The organism is Actinomadura latina NBRC 106108, assembly GCF_001552195.1.
Lineage (GTDB): Bacteria > Actinomycetota > Actinomycetes > Streptosporangiales > Streptosporangiaceae > Spirillospora > Spirillospora latina.
In genome coordinates this window covers 96695-114702 of record NZ_BCQS01000008.1, presented here as the reverse complement: position 1 = coordinate 114702, position 18008 = coordinate 96695, and the positions used below count along the sequence as shown (strand labels likewise).

General features: G+C 71.8%; 20 protein-coding genes. 9 read left to right on the top strand and 11 right to left on the bottom strand.

Features of this window, described 5'->3' with window-relative positions:
• Positions 1-25: 25 nt before the first annotated feature.
• On the bottom strand, positions 26-577 hold the full coding sequence (locus AL2_RS14220) for a carboxymuconolactone decarboxylase family protein (RefSeq protein WP_067633973.1): 552 nt from the start codon (positions 575-577) through the stop codon (positions 26-28).
• Entirely contained in the window at positions 574-1353 is a 780-nt protein-coding gene (locus tag AL2_RS14215; RefSeq protein WP_067633971.1) for an IclR family transcriptional regulator, read from the bottom strand. Before AL2_RS14215 ends, AL2_RS14220 begins: the two co-directional genes overlap by 4 nt.
• Before the next feature lie 80 nt (positions 1354-1433).
• Here AL2_RS14215 and AL2_RS14210 point away from each other — a divergent pair, with 80 nt between their 5' ends.
• The 8 genes from AL2_RS14210 to AL2_RS14175 all read left to right on the top strand — a co-directional run bounded on the left by AL2_RS14210 (position 1434) and on the right by AL2_RS14175 (position 8209).
• Positions 1434-2198, top strand: a complete 765-nt coding sequence (locus AL2_RS14210; protein WP_210747595.1) for an SDR family NAD(P)-dependent oxidoreductase — start codon at positions 1434-1436, stop codon at positions 2196-2198.
• Between the two features lie 77 nt (positions 2199-2275).
• Positions 2276-3064 (top strand): SDR family NAD(P)-dependent oxidoreductase, encoded by a 789-nt coding sequence (locus AL2_RS14205; RefSeq protein ID WP_067633969.1) that lies wholly within the window; start codon positions 2276-2278, stop codon positions 3062-3064.
• Between the two features lie 5 nt (positions 3065-3069).
• The gene (locus tag AL2_RS14200; protein WP_067633967.1) at positions 3070-3873 is read left to right on the top strand and encodes an ABC transporter ATP-binding protein; all 804 of its coding nucleotides are present in this window, start codon (positions 3070-3072) and stop codon (positions 3871-3873) included.
• The gene (locus AL2_RS14195) at positions 3870-4628 is read left to right on the top strand and encodes an ABC transporter permease (protein ID WP_067633966.1); all 759 of its coding nucleotides are present in this window, start codon (positions 3870-3872) and stop codon (positions 4626-4628) included. Before AL2_RS14200 ends, AL2_RS14195 begins: the two co-directional genes overlap by 4 nt.
• Positions 4625-5641, top strand: coding sequence for an ABC transporter substrate-binding protein (locus AL2_RS14190; RefSeq protein ID WP_168444516.1), 1017 nt, complete (start codon positions 4625-4627; stop codon positions 5639-5641). The genes AL2_RS14195 and AL2_RS14190 overlap by 4 nt, the downstream gene beginning before the upstream one ends.
• 7 nt (positions 5642-5648) lie before the next feature.
• Positions 5649-6461, top strand: a complete 813-nt coding sequence (locus AL2_RS14185; RefSeq protein ID WP_067633963.1) for an ABC transporter permease — start codon at positions 5649-5651, stop codon at positions 6459-6461.
• 12 nt (positions 6462-6473) lie between these two features.
• Positions 6474-7343 (top strand): fumarylacetoacetate hydrolase family protein, encoded by an 870-nt coding sequence (locus tag AL2_RS14180; RefSeq protein ID WP_067633961.1) that lies wholly within the window; start codon positions 6474-6476, stop codon positions 7341-7343.
• Positions 7340-8209, top strand: coding sequence for a fumarylacetoacetate hydrolase family protein (locus AL2_RS14175; protein WP_067633959.1), 870 nt, complete (start codon positions 7340-7342; stop codon positions 8207-8209). The genes AL2_RS14180 and AL2_RS14175 overlap by 4 nt, the downstream gene beginning before the upstream one ends.
• Before the next feature lie 6 nt (positions 8210-8215).
• On the opposite strand, the gene AL2_RS14170 is transcribed toward AL2_RS14175, so the two are convergent.
• The 9 genes from AL2_RS14170 to AL2_RS14130 all read right to left on the bottom strand — a co-directional run bounded on the left by AL2_RS14170 (position 8216) and on the right by AL2_RS14130 (position 16513).
• Complete coding sequence (locus AL2_RS14170; protein ID WP_067633957.1) at positions 8216-8980, bottom strand: IclR family transcriptional regulator; 765 nt, start codon at positions 8978-8980, stop codon at positions 8216-8218.
• A 41-nt stretch (positions 8981-9021) separates the two neighbouring features.
• Positions 9022-9432, bottom strand: a complete 411-nt coding sequence (locus AL2_RS14165; RefSeq protein WP_067633956.1) for a hypothetical protein — start codon at positions 9430-9432, stop codon at positions 9022-9024.
• Positions 9433-9556: 124 nt separating this feature from the next.
• Positions 9557-9955, bottom strand: a complete 399-nt coding sequence (locus AL2_RS14160; RefSeq protein WP_067633954.1) for a PGPGW domain-containing protein — start codon at positions 9953-9955, stop codon at positions 9557-9559.
• A 203-nt stretch (positions 9956-10158) separates the two neighbouring features.
• Positions 10159-11769, bottom strand: coding sequence for a monocarboxylic acid transporter (locus AL2_RS14155; protein WP_067633952.1), 1611 nt, complete (start codon positions 11767-11769; stop codon positions 10159-10161).
• Positions 11766-12128, bottom strand: coding sequence for a DUF485 domain-containing protein (locus tag AL2_RS14150; RefSeq protein ID WP_067633950.1), 363 nt, complete (start codon positions 12126-12128; stop codon positions 11766-11768). Before AL2_RS14150 ends, AL2_RS14155 begins: the two co-directional genes overlap by 4 nt.
• Before the next feature lie 216 nt (positions 12129-12344).
• Positions 12345-14075 carry a sodium/solute symporter gene (locus AL2_RS14145; RefSeq protein WP_067633949.1) on the bottom strand — a complete coding sequence of 577 codons (1731 nt, stop codon included), beginning with the start codon at positions 14073-14075 and terminating at the stop codon, positions 12345-12347.
• Positions 14072-14428, bottom strand: coding sequence for a DUF485 domain-containing protein (locus AL2_RS14140; protein ID WP_245666656.1), 357 nt, complete (start codon positions 14426-14428; stop codon positions 14072-14074). Before AL2_RS14140 ends, AL2_RS14145 begins: the two co-directional genes overlap by 4 nt.
• A gap of 68 nt (positions 14429-14496) precedes the next feature.
• Positions 14497-15294, bottom strand: a complete 798-nt coding sequence (locus AL2_RS14135; RefSeq protein WP_067633947.1) for a LytR/AlgR family response regulator transcription factor — start codon at positions 15292-15294, stop codon at positions 14497-14499.
• Between the two features lie 31 nt (positions 15295-15325).
• Positions 15326-16513 carry a sensor histidine kinase gene (locus AL2_RS14130; protein ID WP_067633945.1) on the bottom strand — a complete coding sequence of 396 codons (1188 nt, stop codon included), beginning with the start codon at positions 16511-16513 and terminating at the stop codon, positions 15326-15328.
• Between the two features lie 178 nt (positions 16514-16691).
• Here AL2_RS14130 and AL2_RS14125 point away from each other — a divergent pair, with 178 nt between their 5' ends.
• Positions 16692-18008: a hypothetical protein gene (locus tag AL2_RS14125; RefSeq protein WP_210747594.1), complete on the top strand. Its 1317-nt coding sequence runs from the start codon at positions 16692-16694 to the stop codon at positions 18006-18008.

Genomic DNA, 18008 nt, shown 5'->3' with positions numbered 1-18008 from the left:
CGGGTCAATGCCCGGCGGCGCCGGCTCAGACGCGGAAGGCCCGCATCTGGAGGGCCAGGGTGGAGTAGTAGCCGACGAGGGTGGTCAGTTCGAAGACCGTCTCGCGGTCCAGCGGCGGGACGCAGGACGCCCAGGTCTCGTCGTCCACGTCGCCGGCGGCGAGGGCCCGGGTGAGGCGCAGGACCGCGGCCTCGTGCGGGTCGTGGAGGTGCAGGGGTGCCTGGGCCGCGATGGCGGCGAGTTCGGTCTCGGTGAGGCCGGCCGCGCGTCCGACGGCCTCGTGGGCGGTGCGCTCGAACTCGCTGTCCCAGTGCGCGGCCACGACGAGGATCGCCATCTCGCGGGCCCGTCCGCTGAGGGAGCCCTGGTAGCGGACGGCCGCGCCGAGGCGCTGCAGGGCGTCCCCGAGCGCGGGCCGCAGCAGGAACCCGTTGAAGGGGCCGAGCAGCGCGCCCGACTCCGCGACCAGGTCGAACAGCCGGGGGCCCTGCGCCCGGGGGCCCTCGGTGATCGCCTGGTAGAGGGCGAGGCGGTCGCCGTCCAGCTCGTCCGGCGTGAACGCGTGCTGTCGTGTCATCGGGTCCTCAGTCTCGTGCTGATGTCGTCGGCGGTCTCCCGCAGCCGGTCGAGGATGGGGCCGCGCAGGTCGCTCTCGGACCGGCGCATCGCGGACACGGCGACGTTGACGGCGGCGGCCGGGGCGCCGCCGGTGCCGAAGACCGGCACCGAGACCGACCGGAGCCCTTGCGCGAGCTCCTGGTCCTGGACCGCGTAGCCGTCGCGGCGGATGCCGTCCAGCTGCGCGCGCAGCGCGGCCGCGTCGGTGACGGCGTTGGGCCCGGCGCCGGGCGTGAAGGACGCCGCGGTGATACGGCGGTCGAGATCGTCCTGCGGCAGGTAGGCGAGCAGGAGCTTGCCCATCGACGTGTAGGGCGCGGGCAAGGTCGAGCCCACGTGCACGTTGGCGGTGACCAGGTCGGCGTTGCGGAGCCGCGCGAGGTAGAGGACGCGGTCCTCGACCAGGACGCCGAGGTTGACCGTCTCGCCGGTCGCCTCCGCGAGCAGCCGCAGGGGACGGTCGCTGAGCTGCACCAGGCTCGATCCCCGCATCGCCGCCGACCCGAGCGTGAGCACCTTGACCCCGGGCTGGACGGACCCGTCGTGGCGGCGCTCCAGGTAGCCGAGGTCCTCCAGCGTGGAGACGATCCGGAACACCGTGGGCATCGGAATCCCGGTGAGGGCGGCGATGTCGCTGGTCCGCAGGGACAGCGTCGGCCCGTCGAACAGGCTCAGGACCTGCAGTCCCTTGGCGAGCGCCGCGATGTGGTAACGCGACCGGTCGCTTGACGCCATGACCTATGTCACCACATACTCTTGGTTAGTGAAATCAACTTTCACAGAATGAAAGTACATCGGAAGGCGAGGAACCGCAAGTGGCTGATACGGCGACCGACTGGCTCGGGCTGCGCGGCGCCCGCGTGCTCGTCCTCGGCGCGGGCGGGATCGGCGCGGAGTGCGTCCGCGGCTATCTCGGCGCGGGCGCCGCCGTCACGGCAGTCGACCGCGACCCCGCGCGGCTCGGCGCGCTGGACCCCGGCCCGGACGGGACGAAGCCGCACACGCTCGCGGCCGACCTGACCGAACCGGGCTCCGGCGGCGCCGCCGTCCAGTACGCGCTGGACGAGATGGGCGGCCTCGACGTCCTGCTGCACTGCGTCGGCGTCAACGACCGGCGGCCGATCCTGGAGTTCACCGAGGCCGAGTGGGACCGGATGCTGCGCACCAACCTGTCCACCGCGTTCGGGGCGGCGCAGGCGGCGGGCCGGCACATGGTGCGGGCCCGGGGCGGGCGCATCGTCTTCCTGTCATCGGTGTCCGGGCACCTGGCCCACAAGAAGCACGGGCCCTACGCCGCCTCCAAGGGCGGCATGAACCAGATGATGCGGGTCATGGCCGCCGAGTGGGCCGGCCACGGGGTCACGGTGAACGCGGTCGCGCCCGGCTACGTCGAGACGCCGCTCACCGCCGGCTACCTCGCGCAGCCGGGCGTCCGCGAGGACCTCGTCCGGCTCGTCCCCGCCGGGCGGCTGGGCACGGCGGCGGAGGTCGTCGGCCCGATCCTGTTCCTGTCCTCACCGCACGCGGCGTTCATGACCGGGCACGTCATGTACGTCGACGGCGGCCGGACCCTCGTCTGAGGGCCTTTCCCGGGAGGCAGGGCCGTCCCCCCAACGACAGGGCGCCGTCCCCCAACGACAAGACAGGGAGAACGTCAATGAGCACGGAGCAGAGGATCTTCCCGCGATTCGCCGGGAAGACGGTGCTGGTCACGGGGGCCGGCACCGGGTTCGGCGCCGAGATCGCCGTCCGCGCGGCGCAGGAGGGCGCCCGGGTCGGCGTCCACTACAACAGCTCCGAGAAGGGCGCCGAGCGGACCGCCGAACGCGTCCGCGGCGCGGGCGGCGAGGCGTTCGTCGTGCAGGCCGACATCTCGTCCTGGGAGTCGATCCGCCGGCTCGCCGACGAGGCGTTCGAGCGGGCGGGAACCCTCGACGTGCTCGTCAACAACGTCGGGGACGTCGCGACCGAGCAGATGTCGTGGCGGGAACTGACACAGGAGTCCCTCGACCGCGTCATCGACGTGGACGTGAAGGGCACGCTGCTGATGACCCACGAGTTCGGCTCCCGGATGCTGGACCAGGGGCACGGCGCCATCGTGAACATCGGCTCCACCGTGGTCGTCAGGGGCAGCGCGCGCGCTCCTCAGTACGCCGCCGCCAAGTACGGGCTGCTCGGCATCACCAAGTCGTACGCGGCGGCGTTCGCGCCGGCCGTCCGCGTCAACACCTTCGCGCCCGGCTTCATGGAGACCGGCGCCACGCTGCAGCGCGAGGACTGGAAGTCGGGGCGCCGCGAGAAGCTCATCGCGCAGACGCCGATGGGCCGGATCCCGCCGCCCGAGGCGGTCGCGGGCACGGCCCTGTTCCTCGCCACCGAGGACGCCTCCCACATCACCGGCGCCTACATGCTCGCCGACGGCGGATTCAACATGGTCGGGGCCTGACGGACATGGCCCGGCAGCGTGAGAAGAGCGCCGCGCCCGTGGCGGACGCCCAGGCGTCCCCCCGGGTCGACGCCCGCGACCTCACCCTCGCCTACGGCGAGACGACGGCGGCGACCGGCCTGACGTTCGACGTCCGGCCCGGCGAGTTCGTCAGCCTCATCGGACCGTCCGGCTGCGGGAAGAGCTCCGCCCTGCGCGCGGTCGGGGGCCTGCTCGCACCCGTCTCGGGGGAACTGCTCGTGGACGGGACGCCGGTGCGGGGCCCGCGCCCGCGCGACATCTCCTTCGTGTTCCAGGACCTGGCGCTGTACCCGTGGCGCAGCGCCGTCCGCAACGTGGAGATCGCGCTGCAGTTCGCCGGCGCCGGCCGCCGGGAGCGCCGGGCCCGCGCCATGGACGCGCTGCGCGCCGTCGGGCTGGCCGACGTCCCGCACCGCTTCCCGCACGAGCTGTCCGGCGGCATGCGGCAGCGCGTCGCGATCGCCCGGGCGCTGGTGTCGGACGCCTCGATCCTGCTGCTGGACGAGCCGTTCGCCGCGCTGGACGAGCTGTCCCGGACGAAGATCGGCGAGCAGCTCGTCACGCTGCTGGAGGAGCACGGCAAGACGGTGCTGTTCGTGACGCACAGCCTGGCGGAGGCGGCCTACCTGTCCGACCGCGTGATCGTGATGACCCCGCGGCCGGCGACGATCAAGGAGATCATCGAGGTGCCGCTGGCCCGGCCGCGCGAGCCGCGCATCCTGCGCAGCCCGGAGTTCCACGCGCTCACCGACCGGCTGTCCGCCCTCCTCCTGGACGACTCCCGATGATCAGCCCGCGGCGCGTCCTCGTCTACGCCGGGACGGTGGCGGGCGTCCTCGCGACCTGGTGGGCCCTCGCGGCCTCGGGCACGGTGGCGCCGCTGCTGCTGCCGACCATCGGCAGCGTGTGGCGGGTGCTCGCCGGCCTCGCGGGCGAGCCGTCGCGGCTGGCCGAGCCGATCGCGACCACGCTTCGGGAGACGGCCGCCGCGTTCGGGGCCGCGGCGCTGCTCGCGCTGCCGCTCGGCGTCCTGGTCGGCTCGTCGCGGCTGCTGCGCCGCGCCTACGAGCCGGTTCTCACCAGCATGAACGCGCTGCCGCTCGTGATCTTGTATCCGGTGCTGGCGGCGACGCTCGGGGTCGGGTCGCAGTCCAAGATCGTGCTGGGCGCGCTGTACGCGTTCTTCCCGATCGCCATCGCGGCGGCCCGCGCCACCGCGAACGTGGACGGGCGGCTGATCGTCGCCGCCCGCACGATGGGCGCCACCCGCGCCCAGTGGCTGCGCGCCGTCGTGCTGCCCGCCGTCCTCGGCCCGGTGCTCGCCGCCATGCGGGTGTCGCTCGGGCTGGCGCTGGTCACCGTCATCGCGGCGGAGTTCATCGCGGGCGCCGCCGGCATCGGCTACCAGCTCGGCACCACCAGCCAGGGCCTGGACAGCCCCGGGCTGTTCGCCTGGATCGTGATCGCCTGCATCGTCACGGTCGCGGTCAACCTCCTGTTCTCGGTCACCACCCACGTCCTCCAGAAAGGCGTACACCGTTGAACATCACCAGCCCTTTGAACATCACCGGCCCGTTGAACATCATCGGCAAGGTCGCCGCCGTCGCGGCGCTGTGCGCCGCCGCGCTCACCGCGTGCGGCGGCGGCGGTTCCACCGAACCGTCCCCCTCCATCAAGATCGGGCTCGTCCAGGCGCAGGACTTCGTGCACGCGATGCCCGCCCGGGTGGCCGTCGAGCAGGGCTTCTTCAAGGCCGAGGGCCTGGACGTCAGCGTGGTCGACTTCTCCGCCGGCTCCGACCTCACCAAGGCGATGGCCGGCGGGTCCGTCGACGTGGGCGCCGCCACCGGCCTGGACGCGGTGTCCGGCGCGGCGAAGAACTTGCAGACGCAGGCGTTCTACGGCGTCATGGCCAAGAGCCCGATGGCGCTGATCGTCCCGAAGGACTCCGCCATCACCGGCTTCTCCGGCATGGCCGGCAAGAAGATCGGCATCTCCAAGGTCGGGTCGCTCACCGACTACGTCACGCGCGCGTCCGCGGAGGCGTCCGGCGTGCCGTTCGAGAAGGTCAAGGAGGTTCCGCTCGGCGCCCCGTCCGCGACGATGGCGGCGATGAAGCGCGGCGACATCGACGGGTTCATCCTCCCGGTCAACTTCGGCTTCCTGCTGGAGTCGCAGGACCAGGGCAAGATCGCGGGGAAGGCGTCGGAGACGCTCGGCGCCGACTCGCAGTTCGCCGTGCTGATGGCGAAGAAGCCCTACATCGACGGCAACGCGGCGAACCTGCGCAAGCTCGCGAAGGCCTACACCGCGTCGCTGGAGTGGATGAAGGCCAACCGGCAGCCCACCATCGACCTCGCGAAGGCCAAGCTCGGCATGCCGGAGCAGCTCGCCGGGAAGACCTATGACGCGCTGATCGGCGACTTCACCCCGGGCGGAGCCATCAGCACCGCCGGGATGGCCGGCTACGCCAAGGCGCTGCCGAAGCTCGGCATCGCCTCGGCCTCGCCCGCCCAGGACGCCTACCTCAGCACCGAGATCAGCGCGGCGAAGTGAGCCGTCCATGCCGTCTCTGAGCGTCATCGCCCAGCCGCCCGCGGCGGCGCACGCGCCGCCGCGGGGGGGCGACGCCGCCGTCCACCTCGTCCGCTGGGCGACGGTCCTCGGGCTGGTCGGACTCTGGGAGGCGCTGACCCGCGCGTCGGCGGCCGGCGGCGACTTCCTCACCTCGCCCAGCCGGATCGCCGCCGACGGCCTGCCGGAAGTGCTGACCGGCGAGTCGCTGACGCTGGCCGGCTACACGACCTACCGGTTCCTGGCCGCGTTCGCGATCACGGCCGTCGCCGGGACGGCGCTCGGGCTGCTGCTCGGCCGGGTCAACCGGCACGTCCACCTCGGCGGGCGGGACATCGTGTCCGTGCTGTACGCGCTGCCGATGGCGCCGTTCTACCCGCTGTTCGTGCTGTGGCTCGGGCTCGGCGACGGCTCGGAGATCGCGTTCGGCGTCATCCACGGCCTCCCGCCGGTCGTCCTCATGACGATGTCGGCGGGTGCGGCGGTCGAGCCGTCCGTGCTCGACTCCGGCCGGGCCATGGGCGCCGGGCGGGTCCGGCGGACGCTGTTCCTGATCGTCCCGGCCTGCCTGCCGGAGATCATCGGCGCGCTCAAGATCGGCGCGGCGCTGTCCCTGCTGGGGGTGCTGCTGGCCGAGCTGATGATCTCGGTGGACGGCGTGGGCACCTACATCAGCCTGCAGATCACCAACCACCGGGCCGCCGCGCTGGACGCGATGGTCCTCGTGGTCTGCGCCGGCGCGCTGGCGGTCAACGCCGCGCTGTCGGCGATCGAGAAGCGCGCCTCGCGCGGGCGCCCCTGAGAGGGAGAACCGTTGAAACTGATCACCTTTGACGAGGGCCGGGTCGGGCGGCTGGACGGCGACGACGTCATCGAGCTCGACGTCCCGTCCACGCGGGCGTTCTTCGAGCGCGGCGGGACCGCCGCCGAGACCGGACAGCGGCTCAAGCTCGCGGACGTCCGGCTCCGCGCGCCCATCCGGCCGAAGAAGTTCTTCCACACGGCCGGCAACTTCGCCGACCACCACGAGGAACTCCAGGCGGTCAACTGGTCGCATCCGGTGCACAAGGGCATCGTGTTCTTCCAGAACGTCGACGCGATCATCGGGCCGGACGACCCGATCGTGTACCCCGAGCACCTCACCCGGGAGCTGGACTACGAGCTGGAGCTGGCCGTCATCATCGGCACGCCCGGCAAGTTCTTCGGGCCGGAGGAGGCGCTGGAGCACATCGCCGGGTTCACCGTCTTCAACGACATCACCGCCCGCGACATCCAGCGCCGCGAGATGGAGTCCGGCGTCTTCTCGTTCAGCAAGGCGATCGACACGTTCTGCCCGATCGGGCCGTGGATCGTCACCGCCGACGAGATCGACGACATGCAGGACCTCGCCATGGAGCTGCGGGTGAACGGCGAGACGCGGCAGACCGGGCACACCAAGCAGATGCGGGTGTCGATCCCGCACCTGGTGGCGTACCACTCGCCGCAGGTCTACAGCGCGGGCGACATCCTCACGACGGGCACCGTCTCGGGCGTCGCCGCCGTCCAGCCGGACCCGTTCGACTTCTACCTGCGTCCGGGCGACGTCGTGGAGGCCGAGATCGAGGGCGTCGGGACGCTGCGCAACCCGGTCGTGTCCTGGCAGGACGCGTACGGCGAGCCCGCTCCGGACAAGGTCGACTGGTGAGGCTCGCCAACCTGCGCGGGCGCGCCGTGGTCATCACCGGGGACACGGCCGGGGACACGGCCGGGCGGGTGGCCGTCGACGTCGCCGACGCCAGCGCCGGCCGGTTCCCCGCCGACCCGCAGGCCCTCTTCGCCGAGTGGGACGCGTTCCGCTCCTGGGCCGCGTCGGCCGGCCCCGCGCAGGGCGGGCCGTTCACCGTGGAGGAACTGGGGCCGCCGGTGCCCCGCCCGCCGCAGGTGTTCGCCATCGGCATCAACTACGCGGCGCACGCGAGCGAGGCAGGGTACCCGCCGGATTCGGCGCCCGTGACGTTCACCAAGTTCCCCGGCTGCCTCGCCGGGCCCGTCTGCGAGGTCGAACTGCCGTCCGGCACCGTGGACTGGGAGGTGGAGATGGTGGTGGCGGTGTCCCGGGAGACCGTCCGCGTCCGGCGGGAGGACGCCTGGGGCCACGTGGCGGGCATCACCCTCGGCCAGGACCTGTCCGAGCGGACGTCGCAGCTCGCCGGGGCCAAGCCGCAGTTCAGCCTGGCCAAGTCGTTCCCGAAGTTCGGCCCCACTGGTCCGTGGCTGGTCACGCCGGACGAGTTCGGCGACCCGTCCGACCTGGCCATCTCGTGCAGCCTGTCCGGTGAGACGGTGCAGAGCGCGCGCACGTCCGCGATGATCTACGACGTGCCGGAGCTGCTCGTCCGGCTGTCGCGGGTCTGCCGCCTGTTCCCCGGGGACCTGGTCTTCACCGGGACGCCGTCCGGCGTCGGCAACGCCCGCACCCCGAAGCGCTTCATCCGTCCCGGCGACGTGCTGGTCAGCGAACTGGAGGGCGTGGGCCGCCTCACGCAGCGGTTCGTCGCGGGCGGCACGTGATGCGGGTCAGCGCCCGCCGAGCAGACGCGAGATCTCCGTGCACGCCTCCTGGACGAGGGGCAGGACCTCCTTCAGGAGGCGGTCCGCAGGGACCTCCATCGCGGGCACGGCCACGTTGACCGCGGCGACCGCCGTCCCGGACGCGTCCCGGACGGGCGCCGCGACCGACCGGAGCCCGTGCGCCAGCTCCTCGTCCTGGAGCGCCCAGCCCCGGCCGCGGATCTCCGCCAGCACGGGCCTGAGCGCCTCCAGCGAGGACACCGCGTTGGGCCCCGCCGCCCCGGCGAATGACTCCTGCGTCAGCACCTCGTCCAGCTCACTGTCGTCCAGTTGGGACAGCAGCATCTTGCCCATCGACGTGCGGACCGCAGGCAGCCGCGACCCGACCTGGATGTTGGCCGTGACCAGGTCGTTGTTGCGCAGCCTGACCAGGTACAGCACGTGGTCGCCGGACAGGACGCCGAGGTTCGCCGTCTGCCCGGTGGCGGCGACGAGCCTGCGCAGCGGGCCGTCCGCGAGCTGCACGAGGTCGAGGCTGCGCAGCGCCGAGAAGCCGAGCGTGAGCACCTTGGGCGCGGGGCGGTAGCCGCCGTCCGGCAGCTGCTCCAGGAACCCTTCGGTCGTCAGGGTGGACGCCATCCGGAAGGCCGTGGGCAGGGGCAGGCCCGCCGCCGCGGCCATGTCCGTCAGCTTCATCGCCGGCCGCTGCTCGGAGAAGAGCCCGAGGATGCGCAGGCCCTTCGCCAGCGCCTCCACGTGGTAGCCGGCCACGCGCCCTCACTTCCCGTACCGCCTCGCCGATGCCGCGGCCCTCATCCTACGGGCGCACCGGTGGACCGCGGTTCCGTGCTCTCCTTCCGGCCGACGGTGAAGAAGCCGATGAGCGCGGCGACCGCGGCCACCGCCTCCCCGGCGAAACTGATCGTCTTGTCGGAGTACCACTGCGGGTCGTACATCCGCGGGATCGGGCCGAGCTGCCCGAAGTCGACGAAGTAGTACAGCAGGACGGCCCCGCCGGCGCTGGCCGCGACGATGAACGCGATCGCGTACGTCCATTTCCGCGCCCACACCAGGACCAGGACGGCGGCCACGGCCGCCGCGACGGCCTGCGCGCGGAAGAGGTCGTCCCCGGGGATGACGTTGTCCGGAGTGTTCGGCCCGGGGGCCATGCCCGGCGCGAACCGCCAGTGCACGATGGCGTCGGCCGCGAGTCCGGCGGCCACGAGAAGTCGAAGAACTATGCCCATACCCATTGCACGGTGATACCCCGGCCACGGATCAAACGGAGCACACCTTTTCGGAAGCGTTCTGGCACGAATCACGACCACATCCGGACACCGGCGGGCGTCAGCGGCGGGCCCTGACCCGGAGGTAGCTCCAGTAGAGGAGCCCGAAAAGGATGAACCCGGACAGGATGAGGCCCGATCCCGTACTCCACCCGGAGAACGGCAGGGCGGGCACGAGCCCCCAGACGATGCCCGCCGCGATCAGCGCCAGCCCGGTGAGGATCGACCCCGTCAGCCGCCACCAGGAGGTCACGCTCTCCTCCGCCGCCTGGATCGCCCGGTCCCGGACCGGTTCGACGTAACGGTCCACGGCCGGGAACTCGCGCGCGAGGATCAGCAGCCCGGCCAGCACCAGCAGCAGCCCCGGTCCGGGCAGGACGAGCAGAGCGACACCGGCCACCAGCACCGCGCCCCCGATGAGCAGCACCACCCCGCGCTTGGCCGACCTCCCGTACCCCATCCCGTACCTCCCGCCGACCCGCGTCCCCCGCCGTGCACCTGCAATCTAGATCTTGCGCACAGCACGCCCGCCAAACCCACCCCCGCCAACAAAGACTCGCCCGCCTGAGCCGGGCATGGAGCGGCCCCGTCCCGGGGGTGATCGGGACGGGGCCGCGGGCCGCGCGGGACCGGGCGACGGTCGCCCGCGCGGCGGGTCGGGGGTCAGTCCTTGACGGCGACCTCGGCGCCCGCACCGGTGAGGGAGCGGACCTCGATCTCGGCGTACTTGGCCGCGTTGTACTCCTTGCTGAGGACGGTCCCGAGGAACCCGGCCAGGAAGCCGATCGGGATGGACAGCAGGCCCGGGTTGTTGAGCGGGAACCAGCTCCAGTCGTGGTCGGTGAACAGCGCCTTCTCGGAGCCGGACACGACCGGGGAGAACGCCACGAAGAAGATCGCGGCGCCGAGGCCCCCGTAGATGGCGGAAGTGGCGCCCGCGGTGTTGAACCTCTTCCAGAACAGGCTGTAGAGGATCGCGGGCAGGTTCCCGGACGCGGCGACCGCGAACGCGAGGGCGACGAGGAACGCGACGTTGAGGCGCTGCGCGTAGATGCCGAGGACGATGGAGACGGCCCCGATCACCAGCGCGGAGATGCGGGCGACGCGGACCTCGTCCCGCTCGGTGGCCTTGCCCTTGCGGAACACGTGGGCGTACAGGTCGTGCGCGAAGGACGAGGACGAGGCGAGGGTGAGGCCCGCCACGACCGCGAGGATCGTCGCGAAGGCGACGGCCGCGATGACCGCGAGCAGGATCGTCCCGCCGGCGTCGCCGAACACGATCTCGCCGATGCGTTCGGCGAGCTGCGGTGCCGCGGTGTTGCCGGCCGGGTTGACCCTGGCGATCTCCTTCGAGCCGACGAGGGCGGCGGCGCCGAAGCCGAGGACGAGGGTGAACAGGTAGAACACCCCGATGAGGCCGATGCCCCACATGACGGACTTGCGGGCGTCGCGGGCGGTCGGGACGGTGTAGAAGCGGATGAGGATGTGCGGCAGCCCGGCGGTGCCGAGGACGAGCGCGAGGCCGAGGCTGATCAGGTCGAGCTTGCCGGTGAGGCCAGACTCCTCGGTGGCGTAGCGCTGGCCGGGCTCCAGGAACTTGTCGCCCTTGCCGCTCTGCTCGGCGGCGTCCTTCAGCAGCGAGGAGAGGTTGAAGCCGAACTTGCCGAGCACCAGCAGCGTGATCAGGGCCGCGCCGGTCATCAGCATGACGGCCTTGACGATCTGCACCCAGGTGGTGCCCTTCATCCCGCCGAACACCACGTAGATGATCATCAGGACGCCGACCAGCGCGATCGTGGCGCCCTTGGCGAAGTCGCTGGTGAAGCCGAACAGCAGCGAGACGAGCGCGCCCGCGCCGACCATCTGCGCCAGCAGGTAGAAGATCGACACGACGATGGTGGAGACGCCGGCGGCGGTCCGGACGGGCCGCGGGCTCATCCGGAACGCCAGCACGTCCGCCATCGTGAACCGGCCGGAGTTGCGCAGCAGCTCCGCGACCAGCAGCAGCGCGACGAGCCACGCGACGAGGAACCCGATCGAGTACAGGAAGCCGTCATAGCCGTACAGGGCGATGAGCCCGGCGATGCCGAGGAAGGACGCGGCGGACATGTAGTCGCCGCCGATCGCCATGCCGTTCTGCATGCCGGAGAACGAGCGTCCGCCGGCGTAGAAGTCGGTGGCGCTCTTGGTGTTCCGGCTGGCCCACACGGTGATCGCGAGGGTGGCGAACACGAACACGATGAACAGGCTGATCGACAGGGTCTCGTTGCTCATCGGGCCTCCTCCGCGGTCTCCGCGACGGGGGCGTCCGCGGCGACGATCTCGGCGCGGAGCTTGTCCGCCGCCGGGTCGAGACGGCGCTCGGCGTACCGCGAGTACATGTACGCGATGCCGAACGTGGACAGGAACTGCAGCAGCCCGAAGATCAGGGCGATGTTGATGGAACCGAACACCTCGGTGCCCATGAAGTCGCGCGCCCACCCGGACAGCACGACGTAGAGCAGGTACCAGCTGAGGAATGCGGCGGTCATGGGGAATGCGAATCGACGGAATCTGCGGCGGAGTTCCTGGAACTCCTCGGTGCCCTGGAACCGTTCATAGACGGTGCCGGCGGCGTTCTTATCGACGGACACGACCGCCCCTCCTCTGTTGTGATGCCGATCACGCGCCACCGTAAAGAGCCAGCTCGGAGGGCACGAGGGGTCGGCGGCAAGGCTGCGGTCAGGTGCCGTTCATCATCGCCGGGATGCTGAACCCGTCGATGAACGGTCAGTCTGGCGCGATGAACGGTCGCACCCGGCGGGACGCGACCGCACCCTGCGGGGCGGGGTCGAATCGGCTGGGCGGGGTCACACCCGGCGGGGCCGCCAGGTGCCCCGGTCGACGTTGAGCGACTCCGGAGTGTGCAGGCGCACCATCATGCGGGCGACGCCCGGCGGGACCCGCCGCTGCGTGCACAGCGACACGACGATCATGACGGTGAACGCGATCGGGACCGTCCAGGCGGCGGGCTGGGCCAGCAGGGCGCCGGTGAGCCCGGCCGGCGGCCCGGCGGCGATCGTCACGATGACCGCGCTGCCCGCGAGGACGCCGCCGGCGACGAGCCCGGCGAGCGCGCCGGGGACGGTGAGCCGCCGCCACCAGACGCCGAGGACCAGCAGCGGGCAGAACGTGGACGCGGCGACGGCGAACGCCAGCCCGACCACGTCCGCGACGGCGAGGGAGCGGGCCGCGATCGCCAGGGCCAGCGGCACGACCAGGGCGAGCAGCGTCCCCACGCGGAACGACCGGACGCCGCCGCGCAGGATGTCCTGGGCCAGGACCCCGGCGACGGACACGGTGATACCGGACGAGGTGGACAGGAACGCCGCGACCGCGCCCCCGGTCACCAGCGCGCCGAGGAGGTCGCCGCCGAGCCCGCCGATCAGCCGTCCCGGCAGGGTGAGGACGACGGCGTCCGCCCGCCCGGTCATCAGCAGCTCGGGCGTGTAGAGGCGTCCGAGCACCCCGTACAGGGCGGGCAGCAGGTAGAACGCGCCGAGCAGCGACAGCACCATCACGGTCGTGCGGCGCGCGGCCCGCCCGTCGGGGTTGGTGTAGAAGCGGACGAGGACGTGCGGAAGCCCCATCGTCCCGAGGAACGTGGCGAGGATCAGCGAGTACGTCGCGTACAGCGAATGCTCGCGCCCGTCGAGCGGCAGCGCCCATTCCCGGTCGGTGGTGACGGGACGTCCGCTCACGTGCGGGACGTCGGCGCCCGCCGGGAAGGCGATGGACGTGTCCGCGTCGATGTGGTGCGGCCCGGGGTTCAGGGTGAGCGGGGCGCCGGGGTAGTGGTGCCCGTCGACCTTCCCGTGCACGACGACCCGCACGGGCGCGGTGACGTTCACCGTGACGGCGACGCCGACCGCGACGGTCGTCCGGTCGCCGAACCGCGGCGGGACGTCCGACGACAGGCCGGGCGCGCCGTCGCCCCGCCATGCCAGCAGCAGGAAGACCAGCGGGACGGCCAGCGCGGTCAGCTTCATCCAGTACTGGAACGCCTGGACGAGCGTGACGCTGCGCATGCCGCCGCCCAGCACGTTCACGGCGACGACGACGGCGACCAGCACGCCGCCCGTCCACACCGGCGCGCCCGTCACCGTGCGGAGCACCAGCCCGGCGCTCTGGAACTGAGGGAGCAGGTACAGCCAGCTGATCAGCACGACGAGGACGCTGGCGGCGCGCCGCACGGCCATCGACTCCAGCCGCGCCTCGGCGAAGTCGGGCAGCGTGTAGGCGCCGGAACGGCGCAGCGGCGCCGATACCAGGACGAGCAGGACCAGATACCCGCCCGTCCAGCCGACCGGCAGCCACAGCATGTCGGCGCCGTACGCCAGGATCAGGCCCGCGATGCCGAGGAACGAGGCCGCCGACAGGTACTCGCCGCCGATCGCGGACGCGTTCCGCAGCGGCGTCACCGTCCGGGACGCCACATAGAAGTCGGACGTGGTGCGGGAGATGCGCACCCCGAGCACGCCGATCAGGACGGTGGCGACGACGACGAGCAGGACCCCCGCCAGCCCGTACGCGGCGTTCACCGCCGGTCCCCGGCGCGGTCGACCAGGTCGGCGAAGTCGTCCTCGTTGCGCTCGGCCTGCCGGACGTACCACCAGCCGCACATGACGAACCACGGGTAGATCAGCCCGCCGAGCACCACCCACGGCAGCGGCAGCCCGAACACCTCGCGCTCGCGGGCCTCGGGGACGACCGCGAACAGCAGCGGCAGCCCGATCACCACGACGGCGAGCACCAGGCACAGCCGGACGGCGAGCCGGAGCTGCGTGCGCAGCAGCGACCGCATGTACGCCTCGCCGAGCCCGGTCTGCTCGTCGATCTCCCGGGTCACCGGGTAGCGGGGGCGCCGGACGGTCCGGGTCCGCGGCCCGGTCACCAGCGTCCGGCCGGGCGCGATCTTCCCCGGCCGATCGGCCGGCCCCTCCGCCGGCCGCTCCGCCGGGCTCAGGACGATCTCCTCGCGCGCCGCACCAGCAGGTCGCGCAGCTCCCGCACATGCCGACGCGCCACCGGCAGCTCGGCGTCGCCGACGACGATCGTGCAGCGCCCCGAGTCGAGCCGCAGCTCCTTGATCGCCGACAGCGCGACCAGGTGGCTGCGGTGCACCCGGACGAAACCGGCGCCGCTCCACCGCTCGCTCAGCGCGTTCAGCGGGATGCGCACCAGATGGCTGCCGCCGGACGTGTGCAGCCGCGCGTAGTCCCCCTGCGCCTCCACGTACAGGACCTCGGCGGGGGTGACGAACCGGGTCACTCCGCCCAGCTCGACGGGCATGGGCTCCGGCTCCGCCGGTGCGGGACCGGCGGCGGCGTCCGCCCAGCCGGCCTCCTCCGCGGCCTCGGTCACCCGCGTGATCGCCAGGCCGAGCCGCTCCGGCCGCACCGGCTTGAGGATGTAGTCGGTCGCCTTGATCTCGAACGCGTCGACGGCGTGCCCCTCGTACGCCGTGACGTAGACGATCTGCGGGGCGCGGGCGAACTGGGCGAGGACGCGGCCGAGGACGGTGCCGTCCAGGCCGGGCATCCGGATGTCGAGGAAGACGGCGGCGACGGGGCGTCCGTCCGCGAGGGCCCGGTCGAGCTTGCGCAGCGCGGCGGCGCCGTCCCGGGCCGTGTGGATCTCGCCGATCCGCGGATCGGCGCGCAGCAGATGGACGAGGTCGTCCAGCGCGGGCGCCTCGTCGTCCACTGCCAGGACACGCAGGCTCACCGCATCGTCCTTTCCCCGTCCCGTCCGCCACATTTCAGTCAACACGGCCGGGAGAGTCAAGAGGTCAGGAGGCAGTGACCCCGGGCCGGTACTTGGGAACACGCACGATGACCTTCGTCCCGGCGCCCGGCCCGGTCTCGACGGCGAGCCCGTACTCGTCCCCGTACACCTGCCGGAGCCGGTCGTCGACGTTGGCCAGCCCGATCCCGGCCTGGTCCGCGGCGGGCGTGCGCCGCTCCCCCGCGAGCAGCCCCCGGACCTCCTCCGGATCCATGCCGATCCCGTCGTCCTCGACGCTGATGACGCAGTCGGACCCGGCGTCCTCCGCGATGATCGTGATGAGGCCGGGCTCCGACCGGTCCTGGAGCCCATGCCGGACGGCGTTCTCCACAAGCGGCTGCAAGCACAGGAACGGCACGGCCACCGGCAGCACTTCAGGCGCGATCCGCAGGGTCACCCGCAGCTCCTCGCCGAACCGGGCCCGCTGCAGCAGCAGGTACCGGTCGATCGACCGCAGCTCCTCGGCAAGCGTCGTGAAGTCGCCGTGCCGCCGGAACGAGTACCGCGTGAAACCGGCGAACTCCAGCAGCAGCTCCCGCGCCCGCTCCGGATCGGACCGGACGAACGACGCGATCGTCGTCAGCGAGTTGTAGATGAAGTGCGGGGAGATCTGCGCCCGCAGCGCCCGCATCTCCGCCTCCATCAGCAGCGCCCGCGAATGATCCAGCTCGGCGAGCTCAAGCTGGGCATCGACCCACTGCGCGACTTCCTCGGCCGCGCGGATCAGCCCGGCCGGGACCTCCTCCCCGTACGCCGCCAGCGTCCCGACCACCCGGTCATCAGTGGCGAGCGGAACCACCACGACCCGGCGGATCGGGCAGTCGATCCGGTCGCAGCTCACATCGTGAACCTGCGTGCGCCCGTTCCCGAGCGTGACCCCGGCGTGCGCGAGCCCCTCCGCCGCATGATGGTCGTGCTCGCCGTCCCAGGCCAGCAGCCGCTCCCCATCGGTGATGGCGAGCGCCGGGCAGTCGAGCAGCGCCCGCAGGTGCCGCGCCGCCTTCTGCGCGCCCTGCTCGGTCAGCCCGGCCCGGAACGCGGGCGCGGCGCGCGACGCGGTGTGCAGCATCTCGAACGTCGCCCGCCGCGCGGGCCCGCCCAGATCACCACCGCGCCCCTGCCGCCGCCACCACAGCAGCGCCGGAACCCACGTCACCACCAGCGTCGCGACGACGGCGACGACCACGTCCATCCCGCAAACCTATGCCGCCCGGATCACGAAAAGTGAACCTGATCACTTACTTCCGGAAAGCGCTATGGAACGAGCGCGACATTCGTGACATCTTGATCAAGCCGACATTGTCGATCTTGGCCGGAGTTCCCGCCGCTCCCTCCAGATTCACGGCCGGGCCCGGCCGTGAGGAGTGCGCATGCGCCGACGTCGAAGTCCGGCCGCCCTCGCCGTCCTGCCCCTGGCCCTCGCCCTGCTCACCGCGCAGCAGGCCCCGGCCGCCGCGGACGAGCTCTCCCTCGCCAACTTCCAGCTCCGTCCGAACTCCTACGGAACCGACCTGCAGGACCGCGCCGACGCCCTTCCGCTGGTGAAGGCCACCGTCACCGGCATCATGAACGACCTCAACCGGCAGAGCGAGACGACGCCGGTCACCGTCGGCGGCGCCTGCAACCCGGACGCCCTCACATCGGGCAGCAACGTCGACATCCAGCGGAGCATCTGCTTCAACGCCGGCGACAACGGCACCGGGGACTGGTATCCGCAGGGCATCACCACAGTCGCCGACATGCAGGGCGACCGCGTGTGGGGCGACGGCTACCAGCCGGTCATCGTCAGCTGGTACGACCACAACTCCACAACGAAGAACCCGGTCAAGGGCGTCCGCATCAGCTTCATCAACCCCTACACCGGCGCTTACCGGCACGTCCTCCTGGTGTATCCGCGAGCCAACGGCGATTACGACGCCGTACGGGTGTCGCAGGACTCGTCCAGCGGCGACTACAGCACGCCGCTGCACGCCGGCGGCATCCTCTGGTACGGCAACTACTTGTTCGTCGCCGACACCGCGCGCGGGTTCCGGATGTTCGACATGCGCCGCATCTACGACCTGGGCGCGTCCACGAACGGGTCCACCAGCAACAAGGACTGGGTCGGCCTCGTCGGCGACACCTACTACGGCTACAGCTACCGGTACGTCATGCCGCAGGTCGGCTCATGGACGCGGACCAGCGAGACCGGCGAGACGTGCACCGCCTCCGACCAGTCGCCGCAGTTCTCCTACGTCTCCCTCGACCGCAGCGGTACCGACCACCTCCTCGCGGGCGAGTGGTGCGACGGAGCGAGGGAGGCCAACGGACGGGTCGCCGCCTGGCCGATCTCGGGCGCGTTCGACGGCAACAACAACCTGATCATGGACACGTCCTACCGGTGGAACGCCGACGTGGCCCACAAGCTGCCGGACAGCAACGTCCAGGGGGCGACGCGGTTCAACGGCCGCTGGTACCTCAGCCGCAGCCACGGCGACACGGGCGCCGGGGACCTCATCCAGACCGAACCGGCGACGTCGTCCACGGTCACGCTGCAGATCGACAAGCGGCAGGACCTGGCCATCGGACCGGAGGACCTGTCCCACTGGCAGGGCGGCTCCGACCCGGCGAACCCGACCCTCGGCACCATCTGGACCGTCGGCGAACACCCCGGCAAACGAATGGTGTACTCCGTCTACCCGAACTGA

Coding starts and splice junctions, on each gene's coding strand:
- AL2_RS14220 (WP_067633973.1), bottom strand. CDS start 577: ATGACACGACAGCACGCGTTCACGCCGGACGAGCTGGACGGCGACCGC.
- AL2_RS14215 (WP_067633971.1), bottom strand. CDS start 1,353: ATGGCGTCAAGCGACCGGTCGCGTTACCACATCGCGGCGCTCGCCAAG.
- AL2_RS14205 (WP_067633969.1), top strand. CDS start 2,276: ATGAGCACGGAGCAGAGGATCTTCCCGCGATTCGCCGGGAAGACGGTG.
- AL2_RS14200 (WP_067633967.1), top strand. CDS start 3,070: ATGGCCCGGCAGCGTGAGAAGAGCGCCGCGCCCGTGGCGGACGCCCAG.
- AL2_RS14195 (WP_067633966.1), top strand. CDS start 3,870: ATGATCAGCCCGCGGCGCGTCCTCGTCTACGCCGGGACGGTGGCGGGC.
- AL2_RS14185 (WP_067633963.1), top strand. CDS start 5,649: ATGCCGTCTCTGAGCGTCATCGCCCAGCCGCCCGCGGCGGCGCACGCG.
- AL2_RS14160 (WP_067633954.1), bottom strand. CDS start 9,955: ATGGGGTACGGGAGGTCGGCCAAGCGCGGGGTGGTGCTGCTCATCGGG.
- AL2_RS14155 (WP_067633952.1), bottom strand. CDS start 11,769: ATGAGCAACGAGACCCTGTCGATCAGCCTGTTCATCGTGTTCGTGTTC.
- AL2_RS14135 (WP_067633947.1), bottom strand. CDS start 15,294: ATGTGGCGGACGGGACGGGGAAAGGACGATGCGGTGAGCCTGCGTGTC.
- AL2_RS14130 (WP_067633945.1), bottom strand. CDS start 16,513: ATGGACGTGGTCGTCGCCGTCGTCGCGACGCTGGTGGTGACGTGGGTT.
- AL2_RS14125 (WP_210747594.1), top strand. CDS start 16,692: ATGCGCCGACGTCGAAGTCCGGCCGCCCTCGCCGTCCTGCCCCTGGCC.